This window comes from Maribacter zhoushanensis, assembly GCF_029350975.1.
Classification (GTDB): domain Bacteria; phylum Bacteroidota; class Bacteroidia; order Flavobacteriales; family Flavobacteriaceae; genus Maribacter; species Maribacter zhoushanensis.
In genome coordinates this window covers 993,970-1,019,054 of record NZ_JARKMR010000001.1, presented here as the reverse complement: position 1 = coordinate 1,019,054, position 25,085 = coordinate 993,970, and the positions used below count along the sequence as shown (strand labels likewise).

At 35.6% G+C, this 25,085-nt stretch carries 36 protein-coding genes; 1 reads left to right on the top strand and 35 read right to left on the bottom strand.

From position 1 onward, the window contains the following. Positions 1-65 precede the first annotated feature (65 nt). The 35 genes from PXD56_RS04255 to rpsL form a co-directional block, all read right to left on the bottom strand. The gene (locus tag PXD56_RS04255; protein WP_276492081.1) at positions 66-1,601 is read right to left on the bottom strand and encodes a glycogen synthase; all 1,536 of its coding nucleotides are present in this window, start codon (positions 1,599-1,601) and stop codon (positions 66-68) included. A 118-nt stretch (positions 1,602-1,719) separates the two neighbouring features. Then, positions 1,720-3,012 carry a phosphopyruvate hydratase gene (gene eno, locus PXD56_RS04250; RefSeq protein ID WP_276492080.1) on the bottom strand — a complete coding sequence of 431 codons (1,293 nt, stop codon included), beginning with the start codon at positions 3,010-3,012 and terminating at the stop codon, positions 1,720-1,722. A gap of 101 nt (positions 3,013-3,113) precedes the next feature. Next, positions 3,114-4,241, bottom strand: coding sequence for a glutamine-hydrolyzing carbamoyl-phosphate synthase small subunit (carA, locus tag PXD56_RS04245; protein WP_276492079.1), 1,128 nt, complete (start codon positions 4,239-4,241; stop codon positions 3,114-3,116). Between the two features lie 94 nt (positions 4,242-4,335). Next, a complete protein-coding gene (gene rplQ / locus PXD56_RS04240) occupies positions 4,336-4,869 on the bottom strand; it encodes a 50S ribosomal protein L17 (protein WP_276492078.1) in 534 nt (177 codons plus the stop codon). Positions 4,870-4,928: 59 nt separating this feature from the next. Then, positions 4,929-5,921, bottom strand: coding sequence for a DNA-directed RNA polymerase subunit alpha (locus PXD56_RS04235; protein WP_276492077.1), 993 nt, complete (start codon positions 5,919-5,921; stop codon positions 4,929-4,931). A 17-nt stretch (positions 5,922-5,938) separates the two neighbouring features. After that, complete coding sequence (gene rpsD / locus PXD56_RS04230) at positions 5,939-6,544, bottom strand: 30S ribosomal protein S4 (RefSeq protein WP_276492076.1); 606 nt, start codon at positions 6,542-6,544, stop codon at positions 5,939-5,941. Between the two features lie 85 nt (positions 6,545-6,629). Then, positions 6,630-7,022: a 30S ribosomal protein S11 gene (gene rpsK / locus PXD56_RS04225; protein WP_036152169.1), complete on the bottom strand. Its 393-nt coding sequence runs from the start codon at positions 7,020-7,022 to the stop codon at positions 6,630-6,632. A gap of 9 nt (positions 7,023-7,031) precedes the next feature. After that, the gene (rpsM, locus tag PXD56_RS04220) at positions 7,032-7,406 is read right to left on the bottom strand and encodes a 30S ribosomal protein S13 (protein WP_036152167.1); all 375 of its coding nucleotides are present in this window, start codon (positions 7,404-7,406) and stop codon (positions 7,032-7,034) included. A gap of 2 nt (positions 7,407-7,408) precedes the next feature. Beyond that, entirely contained in the window at positions 7,409-7,525 is a 117-nt protein-coding gene (gene ykgO / locus PXD56_RS04215) for a type B 50S ribosomal protein L36 (protein ID WP_013305171.1), read from the bottom strand. Between the two features lie 8 nt (positions 7,526-7,533). Further along, positions 7,534-7,749 (bottom strand): translation initiation factor IF-1, encoded by a 216-nt coding sequence (gene infA / locus PXD56_RS04210; protein ID WP_013305172.1) that lies wholly within the window; start codon positions 7,747-7,749, stop codon positions 7,534-7,536. 3 nt (positions 7,750-7,752) lie between these two features. Beyond that, positions 7,753-9,096, bottom strand: coding sequence for a preprotein translocase subunit SecY (gene secY / locus PXD56_RS04205; RefSeq protein WP_036152165.1), 1,344 nt, complete (start codon positions 9,094-9,096; stop codon positions 7,753-7,755). Positions 9,097-9,110: 14 nt separating this feature from the next. Further along, positions 9,111-9,563 (bottom strand): 50S ribosomal protein L15, encoded by a 453-nt coding sequence (gene rplO, locus PXD56_RS04200; RefSeq protein ID WP_276492075.1) that lies wholly within the window; start codon positions 9,561-9,563, stop codon positions 9,111-9,113. Positions 9,564-9,575: 12 nt separating this feature from the next. After that, the gene (gene rpmD / locus PXD56_RS04195) at positions 9,576-9,755 is read right to left on the bottom strand and encodes a 50S ribosomal protein L30 (RefSeq protein WP_036152161.1); all 180 of its coding nucleotides are present in this window, start codon (positions 9,753-9,755) and stop codon (positions 9,576-9,578) included. A gap of 10 nt (positions 9,756-9,765) precedes the next feature. Continuing rightward, positions 9,766-10,290: a 30S ribosomal protein S5 gene (gene rpsE / locus PXD56_RS04190; RefSeq protein WP_058103817.1), complete on the bottom strand. Its 525-nt coding sequence runs from the start codon at positions 10,288-10,290 to the stop codon at positions 9,766-9,768. Positions 10,291-10,299: 9 nt separating this feature from the next. Continuing rightward, on the bottom strand, positions 10,300-10,656 hold the full coding sequence (rplR, locus tag PXD56_RS04185) for a 50S ribosomal protein L18 (RefSeq protein WP_036152157.1): 357 nt from the start codon (positions 10,654-10,656) through the stop codon (positions 10,300-10,302). An 11-nt stretch (positions 10,657-10,667) separates the two neighbouring features. Further along, the gene (rplF, locus tag PXD56_RS04180) at positions 10,668-11,210 is read right to left on the bottom strand and encodes a 50S ribosomal protein L6 (RefSeq protein ID WP_276492074.1); all 543 of its coding nucleotides are present in this window, start codon (positions 11,208-11,210) and stop codon (positions 10,668-10,670) included. A gap of 19 nt (positions 11,211-11,229) precedes the next feature. Continuing rightward, positions 11,230-11,628 carry a 30S ribosomal protein S8 gene (gene rpsH, locus PXD56_RS04175; protein ID WP_076547392.1) on the bottom strand — a complete coding sequence of 133 codons (399 nt, stop codon included), beginning with the start codon at positions 11,626-11,628 and terminating at the stop codon, positions 11,230-11,232. A gap of 66 nt (positions 11,629-11,694) precedes the next feature. After that, the gene (gene rpsN / locus PXD56_RS04170) at positions 11,695-11,964 is read right to left on the bottom strand and encodes a 30S ribosomal protein S14 (RefSeq protein ID WP_036152152.1); all 270 of its coding nucleotides are present in this window, start codon (positions 11,962-11,964) and stop codon (positions 11,695-11,697) included. Between the two features lies 1 nt (position 11,965). Next, positions 11,966-12,517, bottom strand: a complete 552-nt coding sequence (gene rplE, locus PXD56_RS04165; RefSeq protein WP_036152150.1) for a 50S ribosomal protein L5 — start codon at positions 12,515-12,517, stop codon at positions 11,966-11,968. A 2-nt stretch (positions 12,518-12,519) separates the two neighbouring features. Next, complete coding sequence (rplX, locus tag PXD56_RS04160; RefSeq protein WP_276492073.1) at positions 12,520-12,834, bottom strand: 50S ribosomal protein L24; 315 nt, start codon at positions 12,832-12,834, stop codon at positions 12,520-12,522. Between the two features lie 13 nt (positions 12,835-12,847). After that, positions 12,848-13,216 (bottom strand): 50S ribosomal protein L14, encoded by a 369-nt coding sequence (gene rplN, locus PXD56_RS04155; RefSeq protein WP_027064819.1) that lies wholly within the window; start codon positions 13,214-13,216, stop codon positions 12,848-12,850. A 3-nt stretch (positions 13,217-13,219) separates the two neighbouring features. Next, the gene (gene rpsQ / locus PXD56_RS04150) at positions 13,220-13,477 is read right to left on the bottom strand and encodes a 30S ribosomal protein S17 (RefSeq protein WP_027064820.1); all 258 of its coding nucleotides are present in this window, start codon (positions 13,475-13,477) and stop codon (positions 13,220-13,222) included. A 12-nt stretch (positions 13,478-13,489) separates the two neighbouring features. Continuing rightward, complete coding sequence (gene rpmC / locus PXD56_RS04145; RefSeq protein WP_036152146.1) at positions 13,490-13,681, bottom strand: 50S ribosomal protein L29; 192 nt, start codon at positions 13,679-13,681, stop codon at positions 13,490-13,492. A gap of 12 nt (positions 13,682-13,693) precedes the next feature. Next, positions 13,694-14,122: a 50S ribosomal protein L16 gene (gene rplP / locus PXD56_RS04140; protein WP_036152144.1), complete on the bottom strand. Its 429-nt coding sequence runs from the start codon at positions 14,120-14,122 to the stop codon at positions 13,694-13,696. A 20-nt stretch (positions 14,123-14,142) separates the two neighbouring features. Next, entirely contained in the window at positions 14,143-14,859 is a 717-nt protein-coding gene (rpsC, locus tag PXD56_RS04135) for a 30S ribosomal protein S3 (protein WP_027064823.1), read from the bottom strand. A 1-nt stretch (position 14,860) separates the two neighbouring features. Beyond that, the gene (gene rplV, locus PXD56_RS04130; protein ID WP_073242600.1) at positions 14,861-15,268 is read right to left on the bottom strand and encodes a 50S ribosomal protein L22; all 408 of its coding nucleotides are present in this window, start codon (positions 15,266-15,268) and stop codon (positions 14,861-14,863) included. Positions 15,269-15,271: 3 nt separating this feature from the next. Next, positions 15,272-15,550, bottom strand: coding sequence for a 30S ribosomal protein S19 (gene rpsS / locus PXD56_RS04125; protein WP_027064825.1), 279 nt, complete (start codon positions 15,548-15,550; stop codon positions 15,272-15,274). A gap of 13 nt (positions 15,551-15,563) precedes the next feature. After that, the gene (gene rplB, locus PXD56_RS04120) at positions 15,564-16,388 is read right to left on the bottom strand and encodes a 50S ribosomal protein L2 (protein ID WP_276492072.1); all 825 of its coding nucleotides are present in this window, start codon (positions 16,386-16,388) and stop codon (positions 15,564-15,566) included. A 9-nt stretch (positions 16,389-16,397) separates the two neighbouring features. Continuing rightward, positions 16,398-16,688 (bottom strand): 50S ribosomal protein L23, encoded by a 291-nt coding sequence (rplW, locus tag PXD56_RS04115; RefSeq protein ID WP_036152136.1) that lies wholly within the window; start codon positions 16,686-16,688, stop codon positions 16,398-16,400. A 4-nt stretch (positions 16,689-16,692) separates the two neighbouring features. Then, entirely contained in the window at positions 16,693-17,325 is a 633-nt protein-coding gene (gene rplD, locus PXD56_RS04110; protein ID WP_276492071.1) for a 50S ribosomal protein L4, read from the bottom strand. 4 nt (positions 17,326-17,329) lie between these two features. After that, positions 17,330-17,947 (bottom strand): 50S ribosomal protein L3, encoded by a 618-nt coding sequence (gene rplC / locus PXD56_RS04105; protein ID WP_036152131.1) that lies wholly within the window; start codon positions 17,945-17,947, stop codon positions 17,330-17,332. Positions 17,948-18,090: 143 nt separating this feature from the next. Beyond that, complete coding sequence (gene rpsJ, locus PXD56_RS04100; protein WP_007094989.1) at positions 18,091-18,396, bottom strand: 30S ribosomal protein S10; 306 nt, start codon at positions 18,394-18,396, stop codon at positions 18,091-18,093. A gap of 9 nt (positions 18,397-18,405) precedes the next feature. Further along, entirely contained in the window at positions 18,406-20,538 is a 2,133-nt protein-coding gene (gene fusA, locus PXD56_RS04095; protein WP_276492070.1) for an elongation factor G, read from the bottom strand. 6 nt (positions 20,539-20,544) lie between these two features. Further along, positions 20,545-21,021, bottom strand: a complete 477-nt coding sequence (rpsG, locus tag PXD56_RS04090; RefSeq protein ID WP_116770427.1) for a 30S ribosomal protein S7 — start codon at positions 21,019-21,021, stop codon at positions 20,545-20,547. 23 nt (positions 21,022-21,044) lie between these two features. Then, the gene (gene rpsL, locus PXD56_RS04085) at positions 21,045-21,419 is read right to left on the bottom strand and encodes a 30S ribosomal protein S12 (protein WP_036152127.1); all 375 of its coding nucleotides are present in this window, start codon (positions 21,417-21,419) and stop codon (positions 21,045-21,047) included. Between the two features lie 399 nt (positions 21,420-21,818). On the opposite strand from rpsL, the gene PXD56_RS04080 reads away from it, so the two are divergent. Continuing rightward, positions 21,819-25,061: a SusC/RagA family TonB-linked outer membrane protein gene (locus PXD56_RS04080; RefSeq protein WP_276492069.1), complete on the top strand. Its 3,243-nt coding sequence runs from the start codon at positions 21,819-21,821 to the stop codon at positions 25,059-25,061. Positions 25,062-25,085: the final 24 nt, after the last annotated feature.

Here is a 25,085-nt window from a genome sequence, read left to right as displayed (position 1 = left end):
TGGTCTACCAATTTCAAAAATCTGTTTTGGGTAAAATTAACAATAAGTTCTATGAATAGCTTTCATTACAACAGATATAGCGACTCGTAATATGCATCTAAGGATTTTTTCCATGTAAAGCGAGCCTTTTTGGCATTCGCCTTAATCTTTTTCCAGGTGTCCTTATCTTCTTCCCAAAGAGTTAATGCCTCATCAAAAACCTTGACCATATTACTGATCTGTTCATCATACGTCTCTCCACTAAAAACAAAACCTGTTTTTAAATGATGAACTGTATCTTTTAGTCCACCAGTATGATGTACCAAACAAGGATTTCCGTTTCTCATAGCCAACATTTGACTTATACCACATGGCTCAAACAAACTGGGCATAAAATACAAATCTGTCTCTAAATACATAGAATCTATTAAATCTTCTGATTGCCCATTGGTAAACACGAAGTTTTTATGATGGTAGCTCATATGACGAAAAAACTCTTCATAATCTGGGTCACCCGTACCCAATAGAATGAATATACCGTCTATCTCATTTAACCTATCAAGCATTTTTTCAAAAGCTTCTGGTGAACGTTTTAGAAAGTAAAATTTCTGTTCTGTTAATCTTGCTACACTAGAAACAATAAATTTTGGTCTATTACCTACAAATTGCATAATCTTCTCTCCTGTATGAGCTAGAAAATCAGCTTTGTACTTCTTTGAATTTTCTTGAAGCCATCTAAATAAAGCTTTAACGGTATTTCTATATAAAAATCCCTTTTCAGCTACTCGTATATTACCATAATTACTGGCATTTAGAATACCAAAAAGACGACCTTCATTATCTGCTTTCAACAAATCATTCTCTAAACTTTCACCACCAATAAATTCTGGTCTTCTACTTGGCAAAAGAACATCTTCTTTGTAAGATGGCGATACAGTATGTACAGCATCTGCAAGGCGTATACCTACTGCCATTAAATTTATACAATCTTGATATCTGGAATCCATTAAAGCGGCATGATTTAATTGAACTTCAGGAAACCAATTATTGACCGATGCGTAATTATTGTGAAAAGGACGGATACCTTGTATAGCCAAATTATGTATGGTATATACATATCTCATCTTTTTCAAATCTTGATAATTTGGATGATAAGTTTTAATGAACAAAAGTGCAGCAGAATGCCAGTCATGCATATGTACAATATCCAAATCTCCAAAAGCTCCTATTTTAATTGCTTCTGCAGTGGCAGTACAAAATATGATAAACTTTATAAAATCATTAAAGAATGGTTCCGTTGGGTCATCATGATAAATATGAGCTATACCACCTTCTACAATTTCAGGATGATGTATAACATAATGTGTAATATTCTTATCTACTCGCTTAGGAATAACTTCATATAACTCTGCCGTGTATGGCATACCCCTAAGACTAAATTCAAGTTTAGTTTTAAATATTCCATTTTTATGTAATCTAGAATATGAGGGTACAACTACGTTAACTTTATCTTCCCGCTTAGAAATTTCTCTAGGCACGTCTCTAACTACGTCACCCATTCCACCAGCTTTACAATCAGGAATGGCATCATTCTCTGCGGAAACAAAAAGAAAATTATTCATACGCTAACAAAGAGGTGTTATTATTGATTTATTCTCAAAAGGTAGTTAAAGTTTTGAAGTACGCCAAAAAAAAAAGCCTTTCTCGAAAGAAAGGCTTGATTATATAATTCACTTTAAATTAATCTAATTTAAAAGCTTTTTCTTGCGGGTAATATGCTGTACTTCCTAACTCTTCTTCTATACGAAGTAGTTGATTGTATTTAGCCATACGATCAGATCTAGAAGCTGAACCTGTTTTAATTTGACCAGTATTCAATGCTACAGCTAAATCAGCGATAGTATTATCTTCTGTTTCTCCAGAACGGTGAGACATTACTGAAGTATAACCTGCATTTTTAGCCATGTTAACAGCAGCAATTGTTTCTGTCAATGTACCAATTTGATTTACTTTGATTAATATTGAATTTGCTATACCTTTTTCAATACCTGTAGATAAACGCTCAACATTAGTTACGAATAAATCATCACCTACCAATTGAACTTTATCTCCAATTTTATCTGTCAAAGATTTCCAACCATCCCAATCATTTTCATCCATACCATCTTCAATAGAAATAATAGGGTATTTAGCACTTAAGTCAGCTAAGTATTGAGCTTGCTCTTCAGAAGTTCTGATTACACCAGATTCACCTTCAAATTTAGTATAGTCATATTTTCCATCCACAAAGAATTCTGCAGCTGCACAATCTAAAGCGATCATTACGTCGTCACCTAATGTGTAACCTGCATTTTTTACTGCTTTTGCAATAGTATCTAAAGCATCTTCAGTACCACCGGCAAGGTTTGGTGCAAATCCACCTTCATCACCTACTGCAGTACTAAGACCGCGATCATGTAATACTTTTTTTAGATTATGAAAAATCTCAGTACCCATTTGCATTGCATGTGAAAAGCTTTTTGCTTTTACAGGCATTACCATAAATTCTTGAAAAGCGATAGGCGCATCTGAGTGAGAACCACCATTTATTATGTTCATCATTGGCACAGGCAATGTGTTAGCACTAACACCACCAATATATCTAAAAAGAGAAAGACCCAATTCATTTGCAGCAGCCTTTGCAGCAGCTAATGAAACACCTAAAATAGCGTTAGCACCTAATTTAGATTTGTTTGGCGTACCGTCTAAATCTATCATAGTTTGATCTAAAAGATTTTGATCAAACACGTTCATTCCTAAAATTTCCTCAGCAATTACACTGTTTACGTTATCAACAGCTTTCATAACACCTTTACCCATGAAAGTTGCACCGCCATCACGTAGTTCGACAGCCTCATGCTCACCAGTAGAAGCTCCAGAAGGAACAGCTGCTCTACCCATTACACCATTTTCTGTAACTACATCTACTTCAACAGTTGGGTTACCTCTAGAATCTAAAATCTGCCTTGCGTGAACATTTAATATAATACTCATTTTTAATCTTTTTATTAGTTGTTTGTAAAAAGTAAAGATACAAAACAGGGAAATCACTGAGTTTGTTTAAACCCAAGATTTCCCAATTAAATAATGTTAATTTAAACTATTTCGTTATGTTTTGAACTTTTCTCAATTAATTTGAAAAAATCATCAAAAAGATAATCTGCATCATGTGGTCCTGGACTTGCCTCCGGATGATATTGAACAGAAAACACATCCTTATCTTTCATTCTAATACCAGCAACTGTTTTATCATTAAGATGCGTATGTGTAATCTCTAAGCTCTCATTCGCCTCTGTTTCTTCTCTATTTATAGCAAAACCATGGTTTTGAGATGTAATTTCTCCCTTACCTGTTATCAGGTTAAGAATAGGGTGATTAATACCTCTATGCCCATTATGCATTTTATAAGTAGATACTCCGTTCGCCAATGCCAAAACTTGATGACCTAAACAAATTCCAAAAAGAGGTTTGTCTGTTTGAATCATTTTTTTAACCGCAGCAATGGCGTCAACCAATGGTTCTGGATCACCAGGTCCATTAGAAATAAAGAATGCATCAGGATTCCAAGAAGCCATATCTTCGAAACTACTGTTGAAAGGGAAGACTTTTACATAAGCTCCACGCTTAATTAAGTTTCTTAAAATATTCTTCTTAATACCTATATCTAATGCAGCTATTTTAAAAGTAGCATTTTCATCACCTACAAAATATGCTTCTTTAGTAGAAACTTTAGAAGCAAGTTCTAGCCCTTCCATACTTGGCACTTCACTTAATTGTTTTTTAAGCCCTTCTACATTCTCAATATCTGTAGAAATTACAGCATTCATTGCACCGTTATCCCTTATATAACTAACCAATGCACGTGTATCTACATCAGATATCGCAAACAATTCATTTTTATCTAAAAAACCTTGTAGGCTATCATCTGCCAAAGGTCTTGAATATTCATAGCTAAAATTTCTACAAACCAATCCAGAAATTTTAATAGACTCAGATTCTATTTCATCTTTATTTACACCATAATTACCAATATGAGCATTGGTAGTCACCATTATTTGTCCGAAATAAGATGGGTCTGTAAATATCTCTTGGTATCCTGTCATACCTGTATTGAAACATACTTCTCCAAAAGCGGTACCTTCTTTATCTCCAACAGATTTTCCATAAAAGATAGTACCATCTGCAAGTAATATTATAGCTTTTCTCTTTGCCTGATATTTCATTTTAGTCTTATAATTTATTCGTTCACAAAAAAACATAAAAAAAGGATAAGCTAGAAAGCTTATCCTTTATCATTATTAATATTTATCGACAATTTTATTCCTTAGAATCATCTGTCTTAGCTTCTGTTTCAGTTTGAGCTTCTTCTACTTTTGTTTCCTTCTCAGCAGAAACCGCAGCAGCATCACTACCACCAGATCTTCTACTTCTTCTAGTAGATTTCTTCTTAGGCTTACCAGCGTTATACAATTGGTTGAAGTCAACCAATTCTATCATTGCCATATCAGCGTTATCACCTAAACGATTACCTAATTTGATAATTCTAGTATAACCACCTGGTCTATCAGCTACCTTTTCAGATACTACACTGAACAATTCAGTTACAGCATACTTATCACGAAGATTCTTAAAAACAATACGTCTATTGTGAGTACCTTTCTCAGCACTAACATTATTTTCAGCTTTTGATTTTGTAATCAAAGGCTCAATAAATTGCTTTAAAGCTTTAGCTTTTGCAACTGTAGTATTGATTCTTTTATGCTCGATCAAAGAACAAGCCATGTTTGCTAACATTGCTTTTCTGTGGGCAGTTTTTCTACCTAAGTGATTAATTTTTTTACCGTGTCTCATCTTTTAATTTTACCATCTTGCTACCAAACTCGAAAGAACGAGGAGCAAAATATGATTATTTAATCTTTATCTAATTTGTATTTTGATAAATCCATACCAAAGCTTAAGCCCTTATTAATTACAAGTTCCTCTAGCTCAGTTAAAGATTTTTTACCGAAGTTTCTAAACTTCATTAAGTCATTCTTATTGAAAGAAACTAAATCACCTAAAGTATCAACTTCAGCTGCTTTTAAACAGTTTAGTGCACGAACAGAAAGGTCCATATCAACTAATTTAGTTTTCAATAATTGTCTCATATGCAAAGACTCTTCATCATAAGTCTCCGTTTGAGCAATCTCATCAGCTTCTAAAGTAATACGCTCATCAGAGAATAACATAAAGTGATGAATAAGAACTTTTGCTGCTTCGGTTAAAGCATCTTTTGGATGAATAGAACCATCTGAAGATATTTCAAAAACTAATTTTTCATAATCAGTCTTTTGCTCTACACGAAAGTTTTCAATACTATATTTTACGTTCTTTATAGGAGTAAAAATAGAATCTACAGCTATGGTACCTAATGGAGCACCAGATTTTTTATTTTCCTCTGCAGGAACATAACCTCTACCTTTTTCAATAGTTATTTCCATATTGATGCTAACTTTAGCATCCATATTACAAAGAACTAAATCCGGATTCAATACTTGATATCCAGAAATAAACTTTTGAAAATCACCAGCAGTTAATTGTTCCTTACCACTAACTGAAATTGAAACAACTTCTGCTTCAGAATCTTCTATTTGCTTCTTGAAACGAACTTGCTTCAAGTTTAATATAATCTCTGTTACATCTTCAACAACGCCAGGTATAGTAGAAAACTCATGCTCTACTTTATCAATCCTAACCGAAGTAATTGCATGACCTTCTAAAGAAGAAAGCAATACTCGTCTTAATGCATTCCCAACAGTTAATCCATAACCAGGTTCCAAAGGGCGAAATTCGAACTTCCCTTCGAAATCAGAGGAATCGATCATTATTACTTTATCGGGTTTCTGAAAATTAAATAATGCCATAATTGGATCGGTATTGTTTATTTAGAGTATAACTCCACGATTAATTGTTCTTTGATATTTTCTGGAATCTGTAATCTTTCTGGAATAGAAACATAAGTACCTTCCTTCTTCTCACTGTTCCAAGTAATCCACTCATATACTGCACTACTAGCAGCTAATGAATCTTGTATACTTTGTAATGATTTTGATTTCTCTCTAACACCAACAACATCTCCTGCTTTTAATGAATAAGAAGGTATATTTACCAACTCGCCATTTACCGTAATGTGTCTATGAGATACTAATTGTCTAGCACCGCTTCTAGTAGGAGAAATTCCCATTCTAAAAACAACATTGTCTAAACGAGACTCACATAATTGAAGCAAAATTTCACCAGCAACACCCTCTTTTCTTTTTGCAGTCTGGAATAAGTTTCTGAATTGCTTCTCTAAAATACCATAAGTATATTTAGCTTTTTGCTTTTCCATTAACTGAACAGAGTACTCAGATTTTTTACCTCTTCTTCTGTTATTACCGTGTTGTCCTGGTGGGTAATTCTTTTTCTCGAAAGATTTGTCATCTCCGAAAATTGCTTCGCCGAATTTACGGGCGATTTTTGATTTTGGTCCTGTATATCTTGCCATTTTCTTTAAATTTGAAAGTGAGATTATGAATTAAGGCTTATCCTTCGATAATCGTAACTACACTTTCGGTGAAATATAATATTAATTAAACTCTTCTTCTTTTTGGAGGTCTACAACCGTTATGTGGCATTGGAGTAACATCAATTATTTCTGTTACTTCGATACCTGCATTATGTAATGATCTGATTGCAGATTCTCTTCCGTTACCCGGACCTTTTACATAAACCTTCACTTTTCTTAAACCTGCTTCATGAGCAACTTTAGAACAATCTTCTGCAGCAACTTGTGCAGCGTAAGGTGTATTTTTCTTAGAACCTCTAAAACCTAATTTACCGGCAGATGACCAAGAAATAACATCTCCTTTTTTATTTGTCAAAGAGATAATGATGTTGTTAAAAGATGCACTTATGTGCGCCTCACCAACAGAATCAACTATAACTTTACGTTTCTTGGTAACTTTAGTATTTGCCTTTGCCATACCTAATTATTATTTAGTCGCTTTCTTCTTGTTAGCAACTGTTTTACGCTTTCCTTTTCTAGTTCTAGAGTTATTCTTGGTACGTTGACCTCTTAAAGGTAAACCAGACCTGTGACGAATACCTCTATAACAGCCAATATCCATTAAACGCTTAATGTTTAACTGAGTCTCTGAACGTAATTCACCTTCAATGGTAAATTCAGATACAGCTTCCCTGATACGACCTATTTCATCATCATTCCAATCAGAAACCTTAGTATCTTCGCTAACTTGGGCTTTACTCAATATTTCTTGTGACCTACTTCTTCCAATTCCGAAAATATAGGTTAAGGCGATAACGCCTCTCTTTTGTTTTGGTATATCTATACCTGCGATTCTTGCCATAACTACCCTTGTCTTTGTTTAAATCTAGGATTCTTTTTGTTGATTACGTACAACCTGCCTTTTCTGCGAACAATCTTGCAGTCGGCACTTCTCTTTTTAACTGATGCTCTTACTTTCATCTTGTATCTTAGTATCTATATGTAATTCTTGCTTTAGTAAGGTCATAAGGACTCATCTCCAATTTAACCTTATCTCCAGGTAATAGTTTAATATAGTGCATACGCATCTTACCTGATATATGCGCTGTTACCACATGTCCATTCTCCAACTCTACACGAAACATTGCATTTGATAATGCTTCAATGATAGATCCATCTTGTTCTATTGCTGCCTGCTTAGCCATAAATTATGCTACTTTTCTATTTTTACCAGTTTTCATTAAACCGTCATAATGTCTATTCAACAAATACGAATTAACCTGTTGAACTGTATCTATAGCAACACCCACCATAATTAAAAGGGAAGTACCACCATAAAATAACGCCCATCCAGCTTGAACATCCATCAACTTTACCACTATCGCCGGTAAAATAGCCAGCAAAGCTAAGAAAATAGATCCAGGTAGCGTTATTAATGACATAATCTTATCTAAATAATCTCCAGTTTCTTTTCCTGGACGTATTCCAGGGATAAAACCACCGCTTCTTTTAAGGTCATCTGCCATCTTATTGGTAGGAACCGTAATTGCAGTATAGAAATATGTAAAGATTATAATCAATATTGCAAACAGTAAGTTATATGCCCATCCGAAGATATCACTGAACTGAACTTGCATCCATTGCCCAAATGAAGTATCATCAAAAGCACCACCTATCATACCAGGCACAAACATAATTGCCTGAGCAAAGATAATTGGCATTACCCCAGACGCATTTAATTTTAACGGAATATACTGTCTTGAGCCCATGATGTTCTTTTCATATCCACCAGAAGCTGTTCTTCTTGCATATTGAACCGGAATCTGTCTTGTAGCCATTACTAACAGTATACAAGCCAATATAACTAAGAACCAAACAATAACTTCAATTAAGATGAACATAAGCCCACCATTATTATTAGTAGTTCTTGATATAAATTCCTGAACAAATGATTGTGGCATTGTAGCGATTATACCAATCATAATCAAAAGTGAAATACCATTACCAATACCTTTATCAGTAATTTTCTCACCTAACCACATTGCAAACACGGTACCCGTAACCAAAATTATAACAGCCGGAACCATAAAATCAAGTCCTTTCCCTAATAAGAAAGCACTATCTCTTACACCGAAAGCCTCTAAACCATACAAATATGCAGGAGCTTGAACAATACAAATACCGATAGTCAACCATCTGGTAATTTGATTAATAGTCTTACGACCACTTTCACCCTCTTTCTGTAATTTTTGAAGATAAGGAATTGCAATACCCATCAACTGTACTACAATAGATGCAGAAATATAAGGCATGATACCTAACGCAAAAACAGAAGCATTAGCGAACGCTCCTCCTGTAAATGCATTTAAAAGACCAAAAATACCTTGGTCAGTACTATCCGTTAAACCACCTAATTGTGTTGAATCTATACCTGGAAGTACAATTTGACAACCAAAACGGTAAACCAATAAAAGACCTAATGTTATAAGAATTCTATTTCTTAGCTCTTCTATCTTCCAAATATTGGATATTGTATCAATAAAATTCTTCATGCTCTCGTTTATGCTTACAAACTTATTGCTTCACCACCTGCTGCTTCAATAGCTGCTTTGGCAGATGCTGTAAATTTATGTACTGAAATTTTAAGGGAAGCTTTTAATTCTCCATTTCCTAAAATTTTCACTAAATCGTTTTTACCAACTAAACCATTCTCGATCAAAAGATCCAAAGAAACTTCATTGGTCACAACTTTGTTATCAACAAGCTCTTGCAACTTCTCTAAATTGATACCTTGGTAGCTCTTACGATTAATGTTCGTAAAACCAAACTTAGGTACACGACGTTGCAAAGGCATTTGACCACCTTCAAAACCAATTTTCTTAGAATAACCAGATCTTGATTTTGCTCCTTTATGACCTCTTGCAGCTGTTCCTCCTTTTCCAGAACCCTGACCTCTTCCAAGGCGTTTTCCGTCTCTATTCACTGAACCTTCTGCAGGCTGTAAATTATGTAAACCCATTTTATTCTAAATTTAAGCCTCCTCAGTGGAAACTAAATGTTTAACTTTATTTATCATACCAAGAATGTTAGGTGTATCATCATGTTCAACAACCTGACCAATTCTTTTTAAACCAAGAGCCTCTAAAGTTCTTTTTTGATTTTGAGGTTTCTTAATTCCACTTTTTAACTGTGTAACTTTAATCTTTGCCATAATTTTCCTCTTAACCTTTAAATACTTTTTCTAAAGAAACACCTCTTTGTGTAGCAATAGTTTTTGCATCTCTAAGTTGTAACAAAGCATCAAAAGTAGCTTTTACAACGTTATGTGGATTCGATGAACCCTGAGACTTAGACAATACATCATGTACACCTACAGATTCTAATACTGATCTAACAGCACCACCAGCAATTACACCAGTACCATGAGAAGCAGGCTGGATATATACTCTTGCACCACCAAACTTACCTTTTTGCTCGTGAGGTAAAGTCCCTTTATTTAAAGGAATACGAACTAAGTTTTTCTTACCATCTTCAATTGCTTTAGCAATTGCAGTAGCAACCTCTTTTGATTTACCTAAACCGTGACCTACAACACCATTCTCATCACCTACAACAACAATTGCAGAAAAACCAAATGCTCTACCACCTTTTGTTACCTTAGTAACACGTTGAATACCAACTAATTTATCTTTTAAATCTAAACCACCTGGTTTAACAGTCTCTACGTTTTTATATTTTTGGAACATACTAGTATATTAGAATTTTAATCCTGCTTCTCTTGCACCATCAGCTAAAGATTTTACTCTTCCATGATACAAATTACCTCCTCTATCAAAAGCAACTTTATCTAAGCCAGCTTTTACAGATTTCTCAGCGATTGTTTTACCAACCAAAGCAGCAATCTCGGTTTTATTTCCTTTTACTTTTGCTATATCCTTATCTCTTGAAGAAGCAGATACTAAAGTGACTCCTTTTACGTCGTCTATAACTTGAGCGTAAATTTCGCTGTTACTTCTAAATACAGATAATCTTGGTTTAGCTGCAGTTCCAGAAGAAACCTTACGTATTCTACGTCGGATTCTTAATTTTCTTTGTGTTTTTGATAATCCCATAATATCCTTTATTAAGCTGATTTACCAGCTTTTCTTCTTAATATTTCACCTACAAACTTAATTCCTTTCCCTTTGTACGGCTCCGGACTACGGAAAGATCTAATCTTTGCTGCTATATGACCAACTAATTGCTTGTCATGAGAAGTAAGCTTTACTATAGGGTTTTTACCTTTTTCTGAAATAGTTTCAACCTTTACTTCTGGAGCAAGATTAAAAACAATGTTATGAGAAAAACCTAAAGCTAAATCAAGTTTTTGACCTTGATTACTAGCTCTATAACCTACACCTACTAATTCTAATTCTTTGGTCCACCCTTTAGAAACACCCTCTACCATATTCGTGATAAGTGATCTATATAAACCGTGCTTTGCTTTATGATCCTTAGAATCAGATGGCCTTGTTACGAAAGCCTGTCCGTCTTCTACTTTAACCGATACTCCTGAGAACTCTTGAGTCAACTCACCTAACTTTCCTTTAACAGAAATGATATTGTCGTTGATTTCAACTGTAACCCCTTCAGGAATTGCGACTGGATTATTACCTATTCTAGACATTTTCTAAATCTTTTATCAATTAATAAACGTAGCATAAAACTTCACCACCAACTTTCTCTGCCTTAGCCTGCTTGCTAGTCATAACACCATGAGATGTAGAAACAATAGCAATACCCAAACCATTCAATACACGAGGTAAATCTTCGCTACCTGCATATTTTCTTAAACCAGGCTTACTAATACGCTGTATTTTCTTGATAACAGGTTCTTTTGTAAGCTTATCATACTTCAAGGCTATTTTAATAGACCCTTGAACTTTGCTCTCTTCGAACTTGTAGCTTAAAATATATCCTTGATCGAATAATATTTTAGTTATCTCTTTTTTTAGATTCGACGCAGGAATTTCAACAACCCTATGTCCCGCTCTACTCGCGTTTCTAACTCTCGTTAGGTAATCTGCAATAGTATCTGTTACCATATGTATATAATTCGGAAACGGTTTTCAGCACTTATGCTAAACCTGAATCCATTAATAATTCTTTACTTACCAGCTAGCTTTCTTAACACCTGGTATTAACCCAGCGTTAGCCATCTCTCTGAATTTCACCCTTGAAATACCAAAAGTTCTCATGTAACCTTTAGGTCTTCCAGTTAATTTACATCTGTTATGCAAACGTACCGGAGATGCATTTTTAGGTAATCTCTGTAACGCTTCATAATCACCAGCTTCTTTTAAAGCTTTGCGTTTCTCAGCATAAACTGCTACAGTTTTTTCCCTTTTTCTCTCACGGGCTTTCATTGATTCCTTAGCCATACTAATTCTTTTTAAAAGGTAAACCTAATTCTGTTAATAATGATTTCGCTTCTTTATCTGTATCCGCAGATGTTACAAATGTAATATCCATACCGTTAATTCTATTGATTTTATCAATATTAACTTCTGGAAATATAATTTGCTCCGTTACACCAAGGTTATAATTTCCACGACCATCAAAACCTGTAGCTTTGATTCCTTGAAAATCTCTTACACGTGGTAATGCAGAAGTAACTAAACGATCTAAAAATTCGTACATACGCTCACCTCTTAAGGTAACTTTTGCACCAATTGGCATACCTTTTCTTAATTTAAAGGCAGCAACATCTTTTTTAGACATTGTAGCAACGGCTTTTTGACCCGTTATCATAGTCATCTCATCTATTGCATGGTCAATAAGTTTCTTGTCAGCAACAGCAGCTCCTACACCTCTACTCATTACTATCTTCTCTAACTTAGGAACCTGCATTACATTACTGTAACCAAACTCTTCGGTAAGGGCAGCTACTATTCGCTCCTTATACTCTTTCTTTAATCTTGCAACGTATGCCATAACTAAATTACTTCATTGGATTTTTTGGAAACCCTAACTTTTTTACCATCCTTGATTTCGTAACCTACTCTTGTTACATCGCCAGTTTTACTGTCGATCAAAGCTAAGTTAGAAATATGGATTAAAGCTTCTTTTTTTACAATACCACCTTGAGGGTTTTTAGCACTAGGCTTCTCATGCTTAGATACCATATTGGCACCTTCAACGATGGCTTTATTTTTCTCAAGATTAACACGTAACACTTTACCTTCGGTACCTTTATGGTCACCAGCAGTAATTCTTACTGTATCTCCTGTTTTGATTTTTAACTTTTTCATCTTGTCCGTTATATTATAATACCTCTGGGGCCAATGATACAATCTTCATGAACTGCTTATCCCTAAGCTCTCTTGCTACAGGTCCAAAAACACGAGTTCCTCTCATTTCTCCGGCAGGATTCAATAACACACAAGCGTTATCATCAAATCTGATATAAGACCCATCAGGTCTTCTAACCTCTTTCTTTGTACGAACTACAACAGCAGTTGAAACCGCACCTTTCTTGATACCTCCATTTGGAGTTGCCTCTTTAACAGTAACAACAATTTTGTCACCTATTGAAGCATATCTTCTTTTGGTACCACCAAGAACACGGATAGTTAAAACTTCCTTTGCTCCTGTGTTATCCGCTACTTTTAGTCTAGATTCTTGCTGTAACATAACTTATTTAGCTCTTTCTAAGATTTCTACTAATCTCCAACATTTGGTTTTACTCATAGGTCTAGTTTCCATGATCTTTACAGTATCACCAATGTTACAATCGTTCTTTTCGTCATGTGCAACATATTTCTTTGTCTTCAAAACGAATTTACCGTACATAGGATGTTTTACTCTCTTCACTTCCGCAATAACAATAGATTTCTCCATTTTATTACTAGTGACAACTCCTACTCTTTCTTTTCTTAAATTTCTTTTCTCCATAAAGCCCACCAGTTATTGGTTCTCCCTATTAGTTAATTCAGTAGCTAATCTTGCTACCGTTCTCCTTACTTTTCTAATCTGAAGCGGATTCTCTAACGGAGTTACAAAATGTGCCATTTTCAAATCTGCATGCTGCTTTTTGTACTCGGCCAATTTCTCCGTAAGTCCTTCCACAGACATTTCTTTAATCTCTTGTTTTTTCATTATTACTTACGTTTAATTTCCAGCCTCGTAATCACGAGCTACAATGAATTTTGTTTTTACAGGAAGTTTCTGAGCCGCTAATCTTAAAGCTTCTTTTGCTACTTCCATAGGAACTCCGGCCACTTCGAACATGATTCTACCCGGTTTAACCACGGCTACAAAATATTCTGGTGCACCCTTACCTTTACCCATACGTACTTCTAATGGTTTTTTGGTAATCGGCTTATCTGGAAATATTTTAATCCACAGTTGACCTTCTCTCTTCATAAATCTAGTAGCAGCAATACGAGCAGCTTCTATTTGGCGTGAAGTCAAAAATGCAGCATCATCAACATTCTTTATACCGAACATACCATTTGAAAGTTGGTGTCCTCTTCCAGCAAGACCTTTCATACGGCCTTTCTGCATCTTACGGAACTTCGTTCTTTTCGGTTGTAACATTACTTTAGTTCTTTAAAAAATTACTTTCTACGACGTTGTTTTCTTCCACCTTCTTGCTTACCACCTTTAGAAGAATCCTTTTGCATTCCTACTAATGGAGATAAATCTCTCTTACCATATACCTCACCTTTCATAATCCAAACTTTAATACCAAGTTTACCATATGTAGTTTGGGCTTCCTGTAAAGCATAATCAATATCTGCTCTAAAGGTTGATAATGGAATTCTACCATCTTTATATGATTCTGAACGTGCCATTTCAGCTCCATTCAATCTTCCTGAGATCTGAATCTTTATTCCTTCGGCATTCATACGCATTGCTGCAGCGATTGCCATTTTTATCGCTCTTCTAAAAGAAATTCTACTTTCAATTTGACGAGCTACACTTGCTGCTACTAAATTAGCATCAAGCTCAGGTCTTTTTATTTCAAAAATGTTGATCTGAACCTCCTTATTGGTGATCTTTTTCAACTCCTCTTTCAATTTATCAACTTCCTGACCACCTTTACCGATAATAATACCAGGTCTTGCAGTTGTAACAGTAACAGTGATTAATTTAAGAGTACGTTCAATTATAACTCTTGAAACACTAGCTTTAGAAAGTCTGGCATGAATATACTTACGTATTTTATCATCCTCAGCCAATTTATCACCATAATCGTTTCCACCATACCAGTTAGATTCCCAACCTCTTATGATTCCTAGACGATTTCCTATTGGATTTGTTTTCTGTCCCATTCTAGTTTTCTGTTATGTTTTTTGAACCCAAAACCAATGTAACATGGTTTGAACGTTTTCTAATTCTATGTGCTCTACCTTGTGGAGCAGGACGCAACCTTTTCAACATTGCACCACTATCAACTCTAATTTCAGCTACAATTAAATCAGCATCTTCTAAACTTGCTTCTTCATTTTTTGCTTGCCAATTAGCTAAAGCTGAAAGCAATAACTTCTCTAATTTTCTAGAAGCCTCCTTAGGATTGAACCTTAATATAGCTAAAGCTTGCTCTACCTTTACACCACGAATTAAATCTGCAACTAAACGCATTTTTCTAGGTGAAGTAGGACAGTTATTCAACTTAGCGAAAGCTACCATCTTCTTCTCAGCCTTTATTCTTTCGGCCATCTGTTTTTTACGAACTCCCATAGCTTACTTTTTTCCTTTGTTTTTCGCACCAGCATGACCTCTAAAAGATCTAGTTGGTGAAAATTCCCCAAGTTTATGTCCTACCATGTTTTCTGTTACGAAAACAGGTACAAATTGTTTTCCGTTATGTACAGCAATTGTCATCCCAACAAAATCAGGAGTGATCATAGATGCTCTAGACCAAGTTTTGATTACCGCTTTCTTACCGGATGATACACTTTGTTGGATTTTTTTCTCCAAGCTATAGTGAACGTAAGGTCCTTTTTTTAGTGAACGTGCCATTTCTTTCTAATTTTTATTTCTTTCTACGTTCGATTATATATTTGTTGGTGCTCTTGGTCTTAGAACGAGTTCTGAACCCTTTAGAAGGTATTCCGTTTCTCGATCTTGGATGACCACCTGAAGCTCTACCTTCACCACCACCCATTGGGTGATCGACAGGGTTCATAGCTACCGGTCTAGTTCTTGGTCTTCTACCCAACCATCTACTTCTACCAGCTTTACCTGACACTAATAATTGATGATCAGAGTTAGATATAGCACCAATAGTTGCCATACAACCTGAAAGAATTAATCTAGTTTCACCAGATGGCATTTTAACAGTAACAAACTTACCGTCTTTCGCCATAAGTTGAGCAAAAGTTCCTGCGCTACGAGCCATTATAGCTCCCTGACCAGGTCTTAACTCAATACACGAAATTATAGTTCCTAATGGAATTTCACTTAATGGTAATGCATTACCAATCTCAGGAGCAACAGTTGCACCCGCAGAAACCTGCTGATCAACTTGTAAACCATTCTGAGCGATTACATAACGCTTTTCACCATCTGCATATTCCAAAAGAGCAATAAATGCAGTTCTATTTGGATCGTACTCAATAGTTTTAACAGTAGCAAGTACATCTTGCTTATCTCTCTTAAAATCTATTACACGATACCTTCTTTTATGACCTCCACCTTTCTGGCGCATGGTCATTTTTCCTTGACTGTTTCTACCTCCCGACTTTTTTAACGGAGCAAGCAAGCTTTTCTCCGGCTTATCAGCAGTAATGGCGTCAAATCCATTTACTACTCTAAAACGCTGTCCTGGAGTGATTGGTTTTAATTTTCTAACTGACATTTCTTGTCTTTATAGATTACTGTAAAAATCGATAATATCACCTTCTACAACATCAACAATTGCTTTTTTAATAGCATTTGTTTTTCCATGCTGCACACCAGTTTTTGTATATCTGGATTTTCTTGAAGGACCGTAATTCATTGTACGTACCTTCTTCACAGAAACACCATAAGTAGCTTCAACCGCATCTTTAATCTGCAACTTGTTAGCCTTAGGGTCAACTACGAATCCATAACGGTTATTCAACTCGCTATCAGCAGTCATTTTTTCCGTTATAATTGGTTTTATCAACACACTCATGATATTATTGTTTATTTAAATTCGATTCAATTCCTTCTAAAGAGCTTTCTAACAATACCACACTATTAGCATGAAGAATTTTGTAAGTACTTAATTCTGAGTTAGTTATAACTTCTGAGCCTTTAAAATTACGCGAAGACAAATATACACCTTTATTTGAATCACCCAACACTATTAAAGACTTTTTATTCTCTAGACCTAAAGTCTTTAAAACTTGAATAAAATCTTTAGTTTTTGGAGTGTCAAAATCAAAGTCTTCTACAACTAAAATCGCATTCTCTTTAGACTTCAAAGTCAATGCAGATTTTCTTGCCAAACGCTTTAAGTTTTTATTTAACTTTTGACTATAATCTCTTGGTCTAGGGCCAAATATTCTACCACCACCTCTAAAAACCGGTGATTTAATACTACCTGCTCTCGCAGTACCTGTACCTTTTTGTTTCTTAATTTTTCTTGTACTACCAGCGATCTCAGCTCTTTCCTTAGCTTTGTGAGTACCCTGTCTCTGGTGAGCCAAATACTGCTTTACATCTAGGTAAACTGCATGATCATTAGGCTCAATAGCGAAAACATCATCAGAAAGGTTTGCCTTTCTACCTGTGTCTTTTCCTTTAATATCTAAAACTGCTATCTTCATTACTCTACCTTTGTATGGTTACATAAGCATTCTTATGGCCCGGAACACAACCTTTTACTACTAAAAGATTTTTTTCTGGAACTACTTTTAAAACTCTAAGATTCTGAACCGTTACACGATCAGTACCCATTCTACCGGCCATTTTCATACCCTTAAATACTCTTGCTGGATATGATGCAGCACCAATAGAACCTGGAGCTCTAAGTCTGTTATGCTGACCATGAGTTGCTTGACCAACTCCACCGAATCCATGACGTTTTACAACACCTTGAAAACCTTTACCTTTAGATGTACCAATAACATCAACGAATTGCCCTTCAGCAAAAACATCAACACCTACAGTGTCACCTAATTTAAATTCACCTTCAAAATCTCGGAATTCAACGACTTTTTTCTTAGGAGAAGCACCTGCTTTTTTAAAATGGCCCAATTCAGCCTTAATAGCACGACTTTCTGCCTTGTCATCGAAACCAAGTTGAAGGGCACTATACCCGTCGACCTCTTCGGTTCTGACTTGGGTAACTACACATGGTCCAGCCTGTATAACGGTACATGGAATGTTTTTTCCATTCTCGTCAAAAATACTGGTCATGCCTACTTTCTTTCCTATTAACCCAGACATACTTATTTATATTAATTATTACTTATTAAATTCTATTTCAAAAAAATAGGGTCAAAATAATTTAACCCTAAATTATTTTTCCGTTTTTCCCTCGCACGCAGCTCAGGACATGTTACCTAACCCTATGAAGGATTAGAAAGAAATTACACCTTAATCTCTACTTCAACACCACTTGGAAGCTCTAACTTCATAAGTGCATCAATAGTTTTAGATGAAGAGCTATAGATATCCAACAATCTCTTGTAAGAACTTAATTGGAACTGCTCTCTAGACTTCTTATTTACGTGCGGTGAACGCAAAACTGTAAATATTTTTTTATGTGTTGGTAAAGGAATTGGCCCTGTTACAACAGCACCGGTAGTCTTTACCGTTTTTACGATTTTCTCAGCAGACTTATCCACCAAATTGTGATCGTAAGATTTTAGTTTTATTCTAATTTTCTGACTCATGTCCTAAATTTATGCTGTTATACCTTTTGCTGCTTTGATTACTTCTTCTGAAATATTAGAAGGAGTTTCTGCATAGTGTGAAAATTCCATGGTTGAAGTAGCACGACCTGAAGATAATGTTCTAAGAGAAGTAACATATCCGAACATTTCAGATAATGGAACTGTACCTTTAACAACTTTCGCTCCAGCCCTATCACTCATATCACCGATAGTACCTCTACGTCTATTTAAATCTCCAACGATATCACCCATGTTTTCTTCAGGAGTAATAACTTCTAATTTCATAATTGGCTCCATAATAACGGCACCAGCAGCTTTACCAGCAGCTTTATAACCCATTTTAGCAGCTAATTCGAAAGAAAGAGCATCTGAATCCACAGGGTGGAAAGAACCATCCTTAAGAACCACTTTCATTCTATCCATTTCATAACCAGCTAAAGGACCATTTTGCATTGCTACCTTAAATCCTTTTTCTACAGATGGTATAAATTCTTTAGGTATACGACCACCTTTTATCTCATCGACAAATTGCAACCCTTCTCCTTCGAAATCCTCATCAGCAGGACCCATTTCAAATACAATATCACCAAACTTACCACGACCACCAGATTGCTTTTTATAAGTCTCTCTATGACCAGCAGTTTTAGTTAAAGCTTCTTTATATTCAACCTGAGGCTCACCTTGACTTACCTCTACTTTAAATTCCCTCTTTAAACGATCAACAATAATATCTAAGTGAAGCTCACCCATACCAGATATAATAGTTTGACCTGAAGCCTCATCAGTTCTTACAGTAAATGTAGGATCCTCTTCAGCTAATTTACCTAAAGCCATACCTAATTTATCAACATCAGCTTTTGTCTTAGGCTCTACAGCAATACCAATTACTGGTTCCGGGAAGTCCATACTTTCCAAAACAATTGGATGCTTTTCATCAGACATAGTATCACCAGTCTTGATATCCTTAAAACCTACAGCTGCACCAATATCTCCTGCTTCGATAAAATCGATAGCGTTTTGTTTATTAGAGTGCATTTGGTAAATACGAGAGATACGCTCTTTTTTACCTGAACGATTGTTCAATATATAAGAACCAGCATCTAAACGACCAGAATATGTTCTAAAGAATGCCAATCTACCTACAAAAGGATCAGTAGCAATCTTAAATGCTAAAGCCGAAAAAGGCTCTTTTACATTAGGCTTACGTTTTTCAACAGCACCTGTATCTGGGTTAGTACCCTCAATATCATCCTTATCCACAGGAGAAGGCAAATATCTACAAACAGCATCCAATAAAAACTGAACACCTTTATTCTTAAATGAAGAACCACAAATCATAGGAATGATTGCACGATCCATAACCGCAGCTCTTAATGCAGCATGCACCTCTTCTTCTGTGATAGAATCCTCGTCCTCAAAGAACTTCTCCATCAACTCTTCATCATATTCAGCAACAGCTTCTATCAAGGCAGCTCTGTACTCCTTAACTTCAGCTTTCATTTCTTCAGGAATATCAATTACATCAAATGTAGAACCGAATCCTTCATCATGCCAAACAATTGCTCTATTCTTTGCCAAATCAACAATACCTCTAAAATCAGCTTCATCACCGATAGGAAGTACAATTGGCACAGCATTTGAACCTAACATCTCCTTAACTTGTTTACAAACCATAAGGAAATTAGAACCTTGACGATCCATTTTGTTCACGAAACCTATCCTCGGAACCTTATAGTTATCAGCCAATCTCCAGTTAGTCTCTGATTGAGGCTCAACACCATCAACAGCACTAAACAAAAAGACCAAACCATCCAATACACGTAAAGAACGATTCACCTCTACGGTAAAATCAACGTGACCCGGAGTATCTATTATATTAAAGTGATAATCCTTTGTATCAGGCAATTCTTGCGCATTCTCCAAAGGAAACTTCCACGTACATGTAGTAGCAGCAGAAGTAATAGTAATACCTCTTTCCTGCTCTTGCTCCATCCAGTCCATAGTAGCAGCACCATCATGAACCTCACCTATTTTATGACTAACACCCGTATAAAAAAGTATACGCTCTGTAGTCGTAGTCTTACCAGCATCAATATGCGCAGCAATACCTATATTTCTTGTATATTTTAAATCTCTTGCCATGTCTACTTAGAATCTAAAGTGCGAAAATGCTTTGTTTGCTTCAGCCATCTTGTGCGTATCAACCCTTTTCTTAACCGCAGCACCTTCTTCTTTTGCCGCAGCCAAAATTTCACCAGCCAATTTTTGAGCCATACCTTTTTCATTACGCTTTCTAGCATAACTAATCAACCACTTCATAGCTGTTGATATCTTACGGTCTGGTCTAATTTGCATTGGAATCTGAAATGTTGCACCACCAACTCTTCTACTTCTTACTTCTACGTGAGGCATTACATTACTTAATGCATCTTTCCAAAGCTCTAAAGCTGTCTTCTCATCATCAGTCTTCTTAGCATCTACGATATCAATTGCATCGTAAAAAACACCAAAAGCAACTGATTTTTTACCATCCCACATCATCATATTGACGAAACGTGTCACCAACTGATCGTTAAATCTTGGATCCGGTAAAAGCGGTCTTTTCTTTGCCTGTCTTTTTCTCATTACTTCTTTTTAAACAAGTTTAATTACTTCTTAGGGCGTTTTGCACCATACTTAGATCTACGTTGTGTTCTACCGGCCACACCTGCTGTGTCCAATGCACCACGTACAATATGATACCTTACCCCTGGTAAATCTTTAACTCTTCCGCCTCTTACTAATACTATCGAGTGCTCTTGAAGATTGTGACCCTCTCCTGGAATGTAAGCATTCACTTCCTTACCGTTCGTTAACCTTACCCTTGCTACTTTTCTCATAGCTGAGTTCGGCTTCTTAGGCGTGGTAGTATAAACACGTGTACAAACACCCCTTCTTTGAGGACACGAATCCAAAGCAGCCGATTTACTCTTCTTAGTAATCGTCTCTCTTCCTATTCGTACTAATTGTGATATTGTTGGCATACTATATAATATATAAAAATTACCCCTACTTTAAGGGTCGGCAAATGTAGTAATATTTCATTATAATTCAAACCCTTACGCATTTATTTTTATTTTTTTTCAAATAGTCCGTTTTTCAATTAAAAATGAGCTTGTTAAAATATCCCAACATTAACAAAATATACTAGCAAAACCCATACAATTTTCGATCTGAATAAAACGCAGGTTTTTCTGAGTTTTTTTGAAGAATTGCGAATATGACAAAAAAAACCATGCTGAATTATATAACTTTAAATATGGATCGTGTTTAATCTGTAACTCCTAATTTTACCTCAAGGTCTTAAAGTTTTATTAAAATTATCTTGCATTATTAACACATTATTGTGAAGTTTGTCGCTAGCTAATTCAAATAATTTAAAAATGAGAACAAAACTAAATGGATTGTTAACGCTACTTTTAGCGTTAGTTGTGCATATTTCTTTTGCACAGCAAAAAACAGTTTCCGGTACGGTTACTGATCAGGGAGGGCTACCTTTGCCCGGGGTTAACATTGTAGTTGAAGGTACCACTACTGGTACACAAACTGATTTTGATGGTAACTATTCTATTATGGCCTCACAAGGCGAAACATTATTATTTACTTACATCGGTCAGAAAGCTGTGAGAAAATCGGTTGGTGCCGGTAGCACAGTAAGCGTACAGATGGAAGAAGATGCTCAAGCACTTGAAGAAGTGGTTGTTACCGCTCAAGGTATTAAACGTGAGAAAAAAGCTTTAGGATTTGCAGTATCATCTGTAGATGAAGAAGATTTAGAATCTCGTGCCGAAGGTGATGTCGCTCGTGTATTATCAGGTAAAGCATCTGGTGTACAGATAACATCTGCAGGTGGTATGTCTGGATCTGCAACTAACGTTGTAGTAAGGGGTTTAAGTTCCTTTAGCGGAAGTAACCAAGCTCTTTTTGTTGTTGATGGTGTTCCTTTTAGTAGTGATTCTAACACTCAGTCTACCAACGGTAGCAGTTCTAACTTCTTAACAGGTAACACTGGTTCTTCTAGATTTTTAGATTTAGATCCAAACAACATTGCAAAAATTGAAGTATTAAAAGGTCTTGCAGCAGCAACACTTTATGGTTCTCAAGGTAAAAACGGTGTAATCCTTATTACAACTAAAGCAGGTTCTGCTGTTGGTGGTAAAAAGAAAACTGAAATTACTGTAAACCAATCTTACTTTGTTAACGAATTTGCTTCTTTACCAGATTACCAAGATGAATACGGTAATGGTTTTGATCAAGCATTTGGTTGGTTCTTTAGTAACTGGGGTCCTAGTTTTGAAGAAAGCGGACTTTCTGGATGGGCAAGACAAGCATCTATTGACGAGAACGGTACTTTAGAACACCCATATAGTAGTACTTCAGTAGCTTCTACTAGAGAAGCATTTCCTGAATTACAAGGTGCAAGATATGATTGGAAACCTTATGATTCTGTAGAAGATTATTTTAAGCCTGGATCGGTTAGTTCTACATCTGTTAACATTAACGGTGCTTCTGAAGATGGAAACACTACGTTCAATGCTAACTTTGGTTATTTAGATGATGAATCTTTTGTACCTGGAAACGGATTAACAAGAGCAAATGTATCTATTGGTGGTAGATCTAAACTATCTAACAGATTCACTGTATCTGGTGCTATGAACTACTCTAGAACTGATTACAGCTCGCCTCCAATTGCAGCAAGTGAAGGTAACGGTACAACAGGTCTTTCTATCTTCGGTAATATTTATTTTACACCAAGAAGTGTTGACTTATTAGGTTTACCTTATGAAAATCCTATTGATGGATCTAGTGTATACTATAGAAATGGTAATGACATTATTAACCCACGTTGGACTGAGAACAATGTAAAGTATTCTCAATTGACGACACGTGTTTTCTGGAATGCTGCCGTACAATATGACATTAACGATAATCTTAACATGACCTACAGAGCAGGTCTAGATTATTACAATGAAAGAAATGAACAATATTCTAACAAAGGTGGTGTAAACTTTACAGATGCCATTTTTGGTTTCTTAAATACATATGACAACAACAATACTATTTGGGATCATTATTTAGCATTAAATGGTAACTATGATTTATCTGAAAAACTAGGATTGACATTTAATGTTGGTGGAACTACACGTTCAACTACTTTTGACCAGTCTGGTGTTGCTAGTACAGGACAGATTGTTTTTGATATTCAAAGACATTTTAACTACGAAAACCAATCTCCAATTCAGTATACTGAAAAAAGAAATATTGCAGGTCTTTTAGGACAAGTTACTTTAGATTATGACAACATGTTATTCTTTACGGCTTCTACTAGAACTGACTGGGTATCTAACCTTACTACTGAGAATAATAGCCAAACGTATCCAAGTGCAAGTGCATCTTTCTTGCCTACTGCTGCTTGGCCTGGTATTAAATCAGAAAAAGGGCTTAATTTCTTAAAATTAAGAGCTGGTTTAGGTCAGTCTGCAACTTTCCCTACAGCCTACCCAACTATAAGTGTTGTTGAACAAAACACACAAGTTTTTGGTGAAGGTGGAGAGGTTACAACTAACCAAGTTGCTGGTTTTAAAGCAAATCCTGATTTAAAGCCTGAGCTTCTTTCTGAATTTGAAGTTGGTTTTGAATCTAAATTCTTTAGCAACAGAGTTTCTTTAGATTTCACATATTTTGATAGAACTACAAAAGATCTTATTGTAAGAGAACCTCTTGCACCATCAACAGGTTTTACGTTCACACAAAGTAATGTTGGTAAAATAGAAGGTGATGGTATTGAAATTGACTTAGGTGTTGATTGGATAAGAAGTGACGAACCAAGTGGTTTCAACTGGAATACTAGAGCGAATTTTACTAAAAACAAATTTATTGTAACAGAGCAAGAGCAGGATATTATTATTTATGCTGGTAGTTCAACTTTATCAGTAGGTGGTAATGCAGCAATTAAAGGCGAGCAGCTAGGTGTTATAGTAGGTGATGCAATTGCAAGAGATGCAGATGGTAACTTCTTAATTGATGATGGTGGTGATTATGTTACTACTGAAATTGATGCGGATGGCAACGTTCCTGTAATCGGTAATCCAAACCCTGACTATATCATGAACATTATAAACTCTCTTTCTTATAAGAATTGGAATTTAGGATTTCAAATTAGTCATACAAAAGGTGGTGATATTGTTTCTAACACAATTGGTACCTTATTAGGTAGAGGTTTAATAACTGAAACTTTAGATAGAGAAAATACATATATTCTACCAGGTGTTTCTCAAAGTACTGGTGAAGTAAATAATAAGCAGATCAACAACTCTACTTACTACTTCAACAATATATTATTCGGCCCAACTGAATTAAAAGTTTATGATGCTTCTGTTGTTCGTTTACAAGAACTATCATTAGGATATACTTTCCCGGCGAAAGCTTTAGAAAGAACTCCTTTTGGTTCATTGACGATAACCGCTCAAGGTTTCAACTTATGGTTTGATGCTTACAACACACCAGAGGGTGCTAATTTTGACCCTAACATTCAAGGTGCAGGTGTAGGTAACTCACAAGGTTTTGACTTTATTAACGGTCCAAGTTCTAGAAGATATGGAGTTAGTATCAAAGCAACCTTTTAAAAATTGCTAATCTTAATTAATAGA